Source organism: Sodalis glossinidius str. 'morsitans' (assembly GCF_000010085.1).
GTDB lineage: Bacteria > Pseudomonadota > Gammaproteobacteria > Enterobacterales > Enterobacteriaceae > Sodalis > Sodalis glossinidius.
In genome coordinates this window covers 2,538,576-2,549,899 of sequence record NC_007712.1, presented here as the reverse complement: position 1 = coordinate 2,549,899, position 11,324 = coordinate 2,538,576, and the positions used below count along the sequence as shown (strand labels likewise).

Here is an 11,324-nt window from a genome sequence, read left to right as displayed (position 1 = left end):
TCAACCCCGCCCGAGTTCCTCGTCGCCGCTGGCCCTGTCTCATACTGACGGAGTCGTTCAATCTGGAGTGGCCCGCGTGATGAAAGAGATAGGCAGCAAAATTCATGGGTTTGGCAAAGCGTTGATGATGCCGATTTCGGTGATCGCCGCCGCCGGGATTTTCCTGGGATTGGCGGCGGTGATGCAAAAACCCGTGGTGACCGGCGAGGCTTTTGCCCGGCTGCATTACCCGCAGATGATCATCGGCTTTATCCGTCAGGTGGCGAGCGCACTGTTCGCCAACCTGCCGCTGTTTTTCGCCGTCGCCAGCGCTATCGGCCTGGCGCGGGAGGAGAAACCGACGGCCGCCTTTGCCGCGGTAATCTGCTTCATCAACCTGCACGTGGGGGTAAGCGCTTCGCTGGCGGCGCATAGCGCACGCGGCATGTCGCAGACCGAGGCGATGATGTATGCCGCGCAGTTCACCCCGACGCTGGGCATTTTTTCTATAATATGAGCGTGCTCGGCGGGGTCATTGCCGGGCTGGTGACGGTGGCGCTGCATAACCGTTTTTATACCGTGGTGTTGCCGACCGCCATCAGTTTCTTCGGCGGTCGACGCTTCGTGCCGATTGTCACGGTGGTCGTGCTGCCGCTGGTGGGACTCGGCCTGTCGTTCATTTGGCCTGCCATCGGCCACGGCATCGCCTGGGTGGGGCAGCTCATCGGCAAAAGCGGCGCCCTCGGGATGTGGCTGTACGGTTTTTGCGAGCGGCTGCTGATCCCAACCGGCCTGCACCATATTTTGAACGAAACGGTGCGTTTTACCCCTATCGGCGGCATAGTCACGGCGGATCACCAGACGCTGGTCGGGGCATTAACCATCTTTAACACCTCGCTCACCCATCCCGGTCTGCTAAGCGACGACGTTATCCGTCACGCTACGAGTTTCCTGGAGCAAGGTAAGATCCCCACCATGATGTTTGGCTTACCGGGCGCGGCGCTGGCGATGTATCACTGCGCGCGGCCCGAACATAAAGAACGCGTCAAGGCGCTAATGCTGGCCGGCGGTCTGGCCTCGTTCACCACCGGAATCACCGAACCGCTGGAGTTCTGCTTTATTTTTGTCTCGCCGGTGCTGTTTATTTTCCACGCGGTGTTGAGCGGTGTTGCGTTTATGCTGATGGATATGCTGCATGTAATGATTGGCAATGTGCAGGGCGGCGCCATTGATCTGGTTATCTTCGGCGTGCTCGGCGGCGCCCGGACCCAATGGTGGTATCCGGTGCTGCTGGGGGCGGTGTATTGTCCGCTTTACTATGTGGTGTTCCGTGCGGTCATCCGCCGCATGCATGTTGAGACGCCGCCGGAGCAGGAAAAACAAAGCGCCGATGAGCGCTCACAGACCATCATCAATGGCCTGGGAGGGCGGCAGAATATCGCCGACGTTGATTGCTGTTTTACCCGGCTGCGCGTGTGGGTACGCGACATGCAGCAGGTGGTGGATCGTACATTGATGCTCACCGGGGCCAGCGGCAACGATGTTCAGGTTATCTATGGCCCGAAGGTGGAAAAAATCGCCCACGACGTGAAACGGACGCTGGGCGTGAGCAGTTGATTTCGCCTGGGGGCAGACGATAGCCTCCATTCACGCACTAACGCGGATGTCCCGGCTGATTTTTGCCTATATGGAGATGATATACTGTTTGCTACCCCCGGCTACCGATCGAACTGATGGATATCAAACAACTCATTTACTTATGCAACCTGGAACGGGAGCGCCATTTCGGCCGCGCCGCCGACGCGAGCTTTGTCAGTCAGACCACCCTCTCGATGCGGCTGAAAAATCTCGAACGTGAGCTAGGGGTGGCGCTTATCCACCGCGGCAACAGTTTTCAGGGCTTTACCGCCGAGGGGGAGCGGGTACTGGCCTGGACACGGGAAATTGTCTCGGTCTGTCAGGGGTTAAAGCTGGAAGTGGAGTCGCTCAAGCAAGGTGTGGGAGGCACATTGCGTATCGGCATCGTGCCCCAATGCGGTCTCTCGCTACCGCAATTGCTACGGCAGGCGCAGGTCGCTGTGTTGCCGCTTTGTCTGGCCGAGCCGTTATTTCCGCCGTTATATGGATGAGAACTTTCGCGCCGCCGGCCTCCAGCCGCGGGTTATCCTCGAAAGCGCCTTGATTTTCCAGCCGTTGCAGGGGGGTGTTTACCGATCTGGGTTGCGGCATAGTGCTACGGGGCCATCTTTTGCCGGACATGACGCCGGCGTTAACCAGCATCCCGATCGCTATGCCGGCGATGGTGATTGCACAAACCGGGCGGGCACGGCGCGATGTAAAAGGGGCCGGTTGTCCGGCCCCGGGGGAATCAATCCATCAATCCAGATCAAGCTCGTTCATGGCGGCGATATTGAAGCCGCCGTCCACATGCACCACCTCGCCGGTGATACCTGCCGACAAATCGGAGCACAGGAAAGCGGCGGTGTTGCCGACGTCCTCAATGGTCACCACGCGGCGGATAGGCGTCACCGACTCGCAGTGGGACAGCATCTTCTTGAAATTCTTGATACCGGACGCGGCCAGGGTGCGGATAGGGCCTGCGGAAATGGTATTCACCCGAACGCCCTGCGGGCCCATAGCGTTGGCCATGTAGCGAGTATTGGCCTCCAGAGAGGCTTTGGCCAGGCCCATGACGTTGTAGTTGGGGATGGCTCGTTCCGCCCCCAGATAAGTCAGCGTCACCAGGGCGGCGTTGGGATTAAGCATTGCCCGGCTGGCCTTGGCCATGGCGACGAAGCTGTAGGCGCTGATGTCGTGCGCGATGGCAAAACCTTCCCGGGTTACGGCGTTGACATAATCGCCGTCCAATTGGTCGCCAGGCGCGTAAGCGATGGCGTGCACAAAACCGTCGAAGGTCGGCCAGATGTCGGCCAGACGGGTGAACAGCGCGTCGATGCTGGCATCTTCCGCCACGTCGCACGGCAGCACGATGCTGGAATTGAAATCGGCGGCAAACCCTTCCACCCGTGATTTCAATTTGTCATTCTGATAAGTGAAAGCCAGCTCCGCACCTTCACGGTGCATAGACTGAGCGATACCGTATGCAATTGAACGGTTACTGGCAACGCCAGTAACCAGAATGCGCTTACCGGTAAGAAAACCCATAGCATTAATCCTTGTGATCATTATTTCATGCGATCGTATGCCCGCGGTCAATCCTTGCAGCACCGTTCGTCGTTGATAAACCCGGCGAAGTGTAACATGAATCTTTCGCCGGAGTGCAGATCCGCGCCATGCGCGACGGGGGGCTCAGGTCTAGCCGCCAGGCGTCGGCGGTCAGCGCTTCGCCGAAATGGTTGGCGATGAGCCGGCGGGTCAAATCGTGCAGCGGCGCCGCGAGCACATCGGCGGTGCTGCCCCGTTCCACGACTTCGCCGTTTTGCATCACGATGATTTGATCGCTTACATGTTTCATCATGCCCAAATGTTGCGTCACGTAAATAAACGAAATCCCTTTTTTCGCCTGTAGCTCCAGCATCAGGTTGATAATTTGTGAGCGCATCGACATATCCAGCGACGCCAGCGCTTCGTCCGCCACGATAACCTTGGGCTGCAAAATCAACGCGCGCGCCAGACCGACGCGCTGTTTCTGCCCCGGCGCCAGCATGTGCGGATAGTAGTAGGCGTGATCAGGCCGCAGGCCGACCTGGCGCAGGGTGGTGTTGATGGCTTCCTCGCGTTCGCTGCCGGTCAATGCCGTGTTCAGCCGCAGCGGCACATCCAGTAATTGGCCAATGCGCTGGCGCGGGTTCAGGGCATTGCTGGCATCCTGGAAAATCATCCGGATACGCTGACTGCGATAACGATAGTCACCAAAATGCAGAGGATAATCGTCAATCAAAATCTCTCCGGCGCTGGGCTCGATGCTACCGGCCAGCATTTTCGCCAGCGTCGATTTACCAGAACCGTTTTCACCGATAATTGCCAACGTCTGACACTCACGCAGGGTGAAGCTGACGTTTTGCACCGCTGCCACCTGATGACGGCGAAACAGGCCCGTGCGGTAGCGAAACGTTTTGCTCAAATTGCGGGCTTCAAGCAGGGTTTCCATACTTATTGCTCCTCCAGATTGAGCGGATAATGGCAGGCGAAAAAGTGATTTTTAACCGGCAGCAGCAGCGGCGCCTGAATGCAGGTTTTTTGCGCATAGGGACAGCGCGGGCCGAGGCGACAGCCAATAGGCAGATGCTCAAGCGACGGAATACCGCCGGGCAGGGTATTCAGCCGGCTTTTGGGGGGCATGGAACGGCCGAAGTCGGGAATCGCCCGGATCAACGCCTGGGTATAGGGGTGGTGCGGCGTGGCGATCAAATCCTCGCTCTGGGCGCTCTCCACCGTTTGCCCACAGTAGAGCACGTTGATGCGGTTACACCATTTGCTCATCATTTGCAGGTCATGGCTTATCAACAAAATAGTGGTACTGTTATTTTGATTCAGGCGCGCCAGCAGGCGGAAAATCTGTGCCTGCGTGGTCGGCTCCATGGCGTTGGTAGGTTCGTCGGCAATCAGCAACCGCGGCTGGTTGGCCAGCGCGATGGCGATCATGACCTTTTGACACTCCCCCTCGGTCAGCTCGTAGGGATAGGCGTGCATAATCGCTTTATGGGCTTTGAAGCCAACGCGGTGCAACAGTTCAATGGCACGCCGCTGGCGCCAGCCGAATCGCTGCCACCATTGGCCCTTATAGGTCCAGCCGGGGATCGCCTGGATTATCTGCCGGCCGATGCGTTCCGACGGATCCAGACAGGATTGCGGCTCCTGGAAAATCATCGACACATTGTGGCCCACCACCTTGCGCCGTTGGCGCGGGGTTAAGGCAAGTAGGTCGATATCGTCGAAACGGAAGCGATCGGCGGTAACCCGCCAGTTATCGCGTGTCACGCCGCAGATCGCTTTGGAGATAAGGCTCTTACCGGAGCCGGATTCTCCGACCAGCCCGCGGACTTCCCCTTCGCTTAAGGTAATGCTCACGTGATCCACCGCTTTCACCGGCCCTTCAGGGGTCATAAACTCGATGGTGAGATTGCGAATATCCAGTAACGGCATTACTCCACCTCCGCAACCATGGCGCGGCGTACGCCTTCACCGAAGATATTGACGATCAGCACGCTTAGCATAATAGCGCAACCCGGCAGCATGACCGCCCAGGGCGCGAGATACACCAACTCCAGCTGGTCGTCCATCATTGCCCCCCATTCCGGCGACGGCATCTGCGCGCCCAAGTTGAAGAACCCCAGCGCGGCAATATCCAGCACCGCCATCGATAGTGCACGGGTGAACTCTGAAACCAATTGACTGGAGATGTTTGGCAGCACCGCATAACGCATAATATGCTGCATCGATGCGCCATCCATCCGCACCGCCAAAATATAGTCCTTTTCCAGTTCGCTATGCACCAAAGTATAGACGGTGTGCGCAATGCGTGGCAGCAACGCTAGCCAAACCGCCAGCATGGCATGTTCCAGACGGGGGCCGAGGAACGCCACCACCACAATGGCCAGCAGCAGCGAGGGGATGGACAGCACGGTGTCCAGCACGTGATTGAGCGCCGCCGAGCGCAAACCACGGGTGACGCCGGCTAGCACGCCGAGCGCCAGACCGACCAGCGCCGCCGCCAGGGTCACCACCAGCGCCGATCCAAAGGTGGGGGCGGTGCCGGCCAGCAACCGGCTCAGCACATCGCGGCCCAGATCATCGGTACCGAGAAAAAAGGACACGTCGCCGTAGCGCGACCAGGACGGCGGCAACAGTTGATAGCCCAGAAATTGCTGGTCCAGATGATAGGGCGCAAACAGCGAGCCGAACAGGCAAAGCAGGATCAGCAGGGCAAAGCCGTACAGGCCCAGCATCGACATGGCGTCGTGGTAAAAGCGTCGCCATAGCTGCGCCAGCGGCCCGGGCATGCGCTTCTCGCGGTAAACATTATCTGAGGGCATCTAAATTGCGTTAAGTTTGTTGATTTTGTTTAAACATGTTTTAAACTCTTATTTAATATCAATCACTTGATTGGTTTTTGTGCTTTATTACGATTTATCATGATTTAGTTTGAATAGCGTTTATTTATGAATTTTGTATACACTCTTGCGTATACGGAAAGGGAGTGTACACATTGCTAATAGATACAAAACTCAGAAAAGCACTCGGAAAGCATCGCAATAAGGTTGAAGTCATCTCTGATTCGCATGAACTTAATGTAAGGCTATCATTAACGGGTGGTGTTACTTTTTTCTACAGATACCGTTGGGAGAACAAGCCTGTTCAGCTCAGTATAGGCGATTATCCTTCTATAACACTGTCTCATGCAAGGGAGCATAGGCAACAATTTCGTGCTTGAATAACCCAAGGTTATGATCCTCAAATTAATGCCATGACGGTTGAGGAAGCGTTTAAATACTGGGAAACTTATTTATTGTAAACTCGAGGGCATCATTAAGATGCGGCAAAACAGGCGAAATTTTGAAAATCATGTTATGCCAATATTGGGTAAGATGATCGTCAACCAGACAGCGAAAGCGCACTGGCTCAGCTTGTTTGATGGCATGGGCAGGAGAGTAGTCACTGGTGAAGTGCTTGAACTTATGCAGCATGCTTTTCGGTTTTGTTCCAACCGTGGGGTAATAGACATAAATCCTATCGAATCGTTGTGCAGGTCAGATGTAGAAATGACCGCAGCCATGAGAGACCGGATGTTATCTGATGATGAAATTAGAGTGGTTTGGGATGCTCTTGACGGCATGCCAGTCAAGAAACAGTTTGTAGTGCTCTTTCTGGTAATTACAGGTTGCCGTAGCACGGAGATACGCACATCAAAATGGGATTAGTTCGATTATAAATCAAAAACATGGACAGTGCCTGCCAGTGAATATAAAACCGGCAGGACCGTACGCTGTGCACTTCCTGAGGCTGCTATTTCTCTGTTAAAAGAGCATCAAAAAGGGGCTTTGTTGAATAAATATAACTTTTAGGTGATCGTCTGCTCAGATCACTACCGTCATTTCAACATCTGCACTCCATGGCAAAGCAAAAGTTTAAAATAACTAACTGGTCCACTTATAACAAAGCTCTCAAGCAGCCGGGGCTCTGACGATATGGCTGGATGAGTCGGCAATTATGGACGGAAAAAACAACGCCTGAACGGCGTGGCCGGCCGCTTCACTACGCAGATATGGCTATCACCACTGTTCTGATGATGAAACGCGTGTTTGGCCTTTCGTTAAGCGCTTTACAGGGCTTCGTTGACGCCATTTTTAAACTGATGGTGCTGCCGCTAAGATACCCACTACTCGCTGATCAGCAAGCGAGCAAAGACAGTTAAGATCAGCATAAAAACGCCGACCCGTGGTGAAATCTCACCTCTAGTCATTGACGGAACCGAATGGAAAGTCCGACAGCATGGTGCCGACAGACGGAGGGTGTGGCATAAGCTGCATATGGCCGCAGACAGTGTAACGCATGAGATTATCTGTGCTGACTTATCGCTCAGCGGTACGACGGATGCTCAGGCCCTACCCGCTCTGATAAACCAGACCCAGCGGAAAATCAAGGAAGCGTCGGCTGATGGCGCTTACGATACCCGCTACTGTCATGATGCTCTGCTGAGGAAGAAAATAAGGCCTCTTATTCCTCCACGAGGTGGGGCGCAATATTGGCCAGACCGATACCATAAGCGTAACTACGCCGTTGCGAATCAGCGTCTAAGCGGCAGTAACGATGTATGGAAAAAGCAAGTGGGCTATCATCGACGCTCAGTGGCTGAAACAGCTATATTCCGGTTCAAAACGCTTATGGGCGATCATCTAAGTCTGCGTGACTATGATGTGCGCAGGTAGATGAGGCAATGGCGATGGTCAAAGCGCTTAACAAAATGACGCTGTTAGGAATGCCGAACAGCATCAGGATCGCATAACAATCGATCTGCTAGGGGGGCGTAGTCACAAGTTCTGATTTATTCAACAAAGCCATCTAGAGTAACCACTTCGCACCCCAGCGCCTTGAGCCGGTCGTGTTCGCGCCGCTGGGAGGGGCGTGCTTTCTGCCCCGGCGCTTTGCATTCCACAAATATCACCTGGCCACCGGAAAGTACTACCTTAGACGGTCAGGTACGCCCAGCCTGCCCGGCGATACAAATTTGTAGGCGATGTCGCCGGCGGCTTTTACCGCACGGATAAGCTGCTGCTCAATGGTTTTCTCACGCAAGTAATACATTTTCATAACCCTGAAACCGTATATATAATCGCAGCTTCCTGGCCAAATGGAATTCGGCAAGGGCGCCTTCGCTGTCCTGCCAGTCCTCCAGCATGAAAATACCCTGCGCGCATTGCAGCATGGCCAGGACGATGCGCATGTAATCGGCCTCGAACAGGCCATCGGGCAGGGTTGCAGGGTTTAGCACTGTGTCGCCGCCTTGTTTCAGTTCACGGGCGGCTTGGTAGAACGCCAAACGGTTGTAGTTGGGTATTCCGGACATCGGCCCAGCGATATAGGTTATCATTCGGTTCTTCCTTTCTGTCATTAATGGCTTTCGCTAAAGCGTCTATGCCGATGCTGGGCGAGGATTTTGCCCTGCGCTTTTGCCATACGGTCAGCGGTCAGGAAGTCATATACAACGTTGCCGTTGCCGAAGTCCCACGCGTTGCCGTTGCCGAAGTCCCACGCGTTGCAGTTAGCGTTGGCGAATGGCACGACGGTCATGGGTGGTTTTTCAATTTTCATCATGACCCACCTTCATCTTTACAAAAGCGGTACCATTATGGATAAAAGCGTGGTAGCAGGTTTTCGACAGCGGTGATTTCACGATAGGCGTCAGCGGTAACAGTTGTAAAGCTACGTGTACAAAGTCACCAAAACTAATATCGAATTTATCGAAGCATATATCTTTAATATCAAAATCGGCATCCTCTCGTTGCTCGTCGTTAATACAAAAAAGTGAGCAAAGAAGTTCTTCATAATAAAATTCGTTCATCATTTAATCCTCCGTTGACTATCAAAATATTTCCGCTTCTCCCAATATTTCCCGCATTCTTTGCAGCAGAAACTATCCTTGGTTGGGGATTCGAAATAATAGCAACGGCCTGTGAAGGGTAATTCCTCTTCTCGATAATGGGCAATCTGGTGTTGACGGAAAGCTTCTTTGTATTGGCTGGCTAAATCGACATCATCTGCCATAAATCTATTTGATGCTCCTAATCGTTTAATAACTTCCGGGTATTGTCCGTAAGTGGTGCCTGATATTTCTCAACCATCCTCGCGGCATAAGCGATAGCGTCCTCTCGGTCGGAGAATTCGCCAATGTTTCATAAAAAACCGTATTTAACTTGGATAATGACGATGAATAAATCAGCTTTATCATTCTCTTGCAGCGTATAGCCCCAGTCGTCATAGGTTGCGTCAGACAGGATGATTTTAGTTAGTAACAATCGTCCCCGGTGCTATCAGGTGGTCGAATTCGTCAATGAGCTTTTACATGGTGGTCTCCGTGGTAATGTTGACGACGCTATGAGCTTACAGACTGAGTCTATTGATTTCCTCAAGCTATTACGCTTCATTCAGTTTCGACAGCTTTCCCTTCAGTAAAAAAGGATGAGATTATAGCTAATACGACAAGATCGCTAATAAGCCGCATAGAAACACTAAATCATGTAATTAAAGAGTAGTATCAGTTATTGTGGCTTTCTTAATGTAAGATCTGTTTATTTTTTGTTCGGTAGAATTATTTTCTCCTGTTATTTGTAGCTCTTTGTTTTCAAGAGCTACAAATGATTTCTTAACATTATTAGCTAGTAATTTCGCTTTTTCTTTATCAATTGCTCCATGAATATTAAATTTAGAAATTAAGATAGTGCTTAAAGTGTTAAGTGTAACTATATTATAATTTTCTGATAACTGTGTATGCTTTTTCATATATTCCTCATACTAACAAAGAGAGTTTACCTGAATTAATTGTCTGCTTTATCAGGTGTTGCTTGTTGTTACCGAGCGGTAACATTTTCACATCTCTGATATCCCGCCTGAAATAAAGCCATATTCTCCAAGCAGCAAGACTCCTCCTGAAATTCCACGAACGCACCGCGATGTGGATATCTGGCTTTCATATGCTTCTGGGCGGAAAGGGTGATTTACTCTTGGTACTGAAATAAATCCGTTAGGGTGATAGGGGATATCGATTTATTTACCCTGCTAACTTTTTGCTTAAGATATAAGACAGGGCGTTTCAGTGGTTTTGCCCTTATTCCAACTTAGAGTGGATTTGCTGCCTTCCATTCAGCCTGTTTGGCTGCGCGTCTTTCTCAGCGACGTGACTGAGAATCATAATGCATAGACACCTCCGTCAATAAACTTGGGTGGTGTGGTGGCCTGTGCTGATCTTTGGCTTGGTTATGATGACCCGCGGGACGTCTTTCCACTATCGCGAGTAGCGTGCATCAGCCTGCATATTGACCACACCCCAAAGCTCATTGCCTTGAGATAGTTGCCCTTTTTCAGGGCAGAATTTTTAAGAGCATGAATCTGATTCAACCGCCGTCATGTTCATACGCCTCAGGCTGGCTACTTAAGCTCAGGCAATCGGCGGGTAACTCGAGGTCTTGCCTGCCGGGGTATTGCCGTTGCTGGTTGCAGTCCCACCAACTGGCCTGCGGCTATCTGGTGGGGTTATAGGACTGAGTATACATAATGGTTTTTAAACTTAAATTACATTATGTATACATTTTGGGGTTGAAATTTATCCTACTGATTTTTTTGATAATTTATTTCTGATCTATGAATTAGGGGGAAAAGGATATGAAAATTAGAAGGGAGTATCGCACTAACCACTATACAATTGATATTATAATACTTTTTGTTTTCTTTTTTTGTACATCTCTTCAAAAAGAGCATCATATTGTGTCTTTTTGATCTTCATCTCTGCAAGAAAACGCTTAGCTTCGACTTCAGGTAAGTCATCAAACAGCTTGAGAAGTTCTAGTTCTTCTTCAGTCAAGGTGGGTATAGAGGGTGTTGTAGGAGATATGGCTTCAAGATCATTATCTACCAATAATGAACCATCATTATTAAGAATGAGTTTGTTCAAACCCAAGATCACCATTATCTTGCAAAAATCCTCTATTCGAGGCTCACGCCGTCCATTTAGCCAGTGACTAATTCCGCCCTTTGTGACACCCAAGCGTTCCGCTAACTCATCTTGTGTTATGCGTAAAGCCTTCATTCGGGCCTTAGCGACTTCATGCCATTTAGCTCTTTTCATCTCTTTATTATACGCTTCGTATAAAAACCAATAAATCCACATA

The 11,324-nt window shown here is 51.7% G+C and carries 9 protein-coding genes and 5 pseudogenes; 4 read left to right on the top strand and 10 right to left on the bottom strand.

The window, feature by feature from the left end:
- Window positions 1-79: 79 nt before the first annotated feature.
- Window positions 80-1,596: pseudogene (locus SGP1_RS35175) on the top strand (PTS transporter subunit EIIC).
- Window positions 1,597-1,712: 116 nt separating this feature from the next.
- Window positions 1,713-2,305, top strand: a pseudogene (locus SGP1_RS13455) (LysR family transcriptional regulator); the annotation flags it as partial.
- A gap of 50 nt (window positions 2,306-2,355) precedes the next feature.
- Here the strand turns inward: SGP1_RS13455 and fabI are convergent.
- From fabI to sapC, 4 genes are read right to left on the bottom strand one after another with little or no spacing between them, the layout of a single operon-like run.
- Entirely contained in the window at window positions 2,356-3,144 is a 789-nt protein-coding gene (fabI, locus tag SGP1_RS13450; RefSeq protein WP_011411333.1) for an enoyl-ACP reductase FabI, read from the bottom strand.
- A gap of 25 nt (window positions 3,145-3,169) precedes the next feature.
- Complete coding sequence (gene sapF / locus SGP1_RS13445; RefSeq protein ID WP_011411332.1) at window positions 3,170-4,090, bottom strand: putrescine export ABC transporter ATP-binding protein SapF; 921 nt, start codon at window positions 4,088-4,090, stop codon at window positions 3,170-3,172.
- A gap of 2 nt (window positions 4,091-4,092) precedes the next feature.
- Window positions 4,093-5,085, bottom strand: a complete 993-nt coding sequence (gene sapD, locus SGP1_RS13440; protein WP_011411331.1) for a putrescine export ABC transporter ATP-binding protein SapD — start codon at window positions 5,083-5,085, stop codon at window positions 4,093-4,095.
- Window positions 5,085-5,975, bottom strand: a complete 891-nt coding sequence (gene sapC, locus SGP1_RS13435) for a putrescine export ABC transporter permease SapC (protein WP_011411330.1) — start codon at window positions 5,973-5,975, stop codon at window positions 5,085-5,087. Before sapC ends, sapD begins: the two co-directional genes overlap by 1 nt.
- 173 nt (window positions 5,976-6,148) lie before the next feature.
- Between sapC and SGP1_RS33600 the strand changes: the two are divergent.
- Window positions 6,149-6,959: pseudogene (locus tag SGP1_RS33600) on the top strand (tyrosine-type recombinase/integrase); the annotation flags it as partial.
- A gap of 92 nt (window positions 6,960-7,051) precedes the next feature.
- Window positions 7,052-7,945, top strand: a pseudogene (locus SGP1_RS27590) (IS5 family transposase).
- Between the two features lie 39 nt (window positions 7,946-7,984).
- Here the strand turns inward: SGP1_RS27590 and SGP1_RS13415 are convergent.
- The 6 genes and pseudogenes from SGP1_RS13415 to SGP1_RS24240 all read right to left on the bottom strand — a co-directional run bounded on the left by SGP1_RS13415 (window position 7,985) and on the right by SGP1_RS24240 (window position 11,323).
- Window positions 7,985-8,244 (bottom strand): annotated as a pseudogene (locus SGP1_RS13415) (VRR-NUC domain-containing protein).
- Window positions 8,228-8,530: a DUF4406 domain-containing protein gene (locus SGP1_RS13410; protein WP_011411329.1), complete on the bottom strand. Its 303-nt coding sequence runs from the start codon at window positions 8,528-8,530 to the stop codon at window positions 8,228-8,230. Before SGP1_RS13410 ends, SGP1_RS13415 begins: the two are co-directional and overlap by 17 nt.
- Before the next feature lie 20 nt (window positions 8,531-8,550).
- Window positions 8,551-8,754 (bottom strand): hypothetical protein, encoded by a 204-nt coding sequence (locus SGP1_RS13405; protein ID WP_148203504.1) that lies wholly within the window; start codon window positions 8,752-8,754, stop codon window positions 8,551-8,553.
- Window positions 8,741-9,004: a hypothetical protein gene (locus tag SGP1_RS13400; RefSeq protein WP_041867003.1), complete on the bottom strand. Its 264-nt coding sequence runs from the start codon at window positions 9,002-9,004 to the stop codon at window positions 8,741-8,743. The genes SGP1_RS13405 and SGP1_RS13400 overlap by 14 nt, the downstream gene beginning before the upstream one ends.
- Before the next feature lie 677 nt (window positions 9,005-9,681).
- Window positions 9,682-9,939 (bottom strand): hypothetical protein, encoded by a 258-nt coding sequence (locus tag SGP1_RS13390; protein WP_041867001.1) that lies wholly within the window; start codon window positions 9,937-9,939, stop codon window positions 9,682-9,684.
- A 925-nt stretch (window positions 9,940-10,864) separates the two neighbouring features.
- Window positions 10,865-11,323 (bottom strand): helix-turn-helix domain-containing protein, encoded by a 459-nt coding sequence (locus SGP1_RS24240; protein ID WP_050747648.1) that lies wholly within the window; start codon window positions 11,321-11,323, stop codon window positions 10,865-10,867.
- Between the last annotated feature and the right edge of the window lies 1 nt (window position 11,324).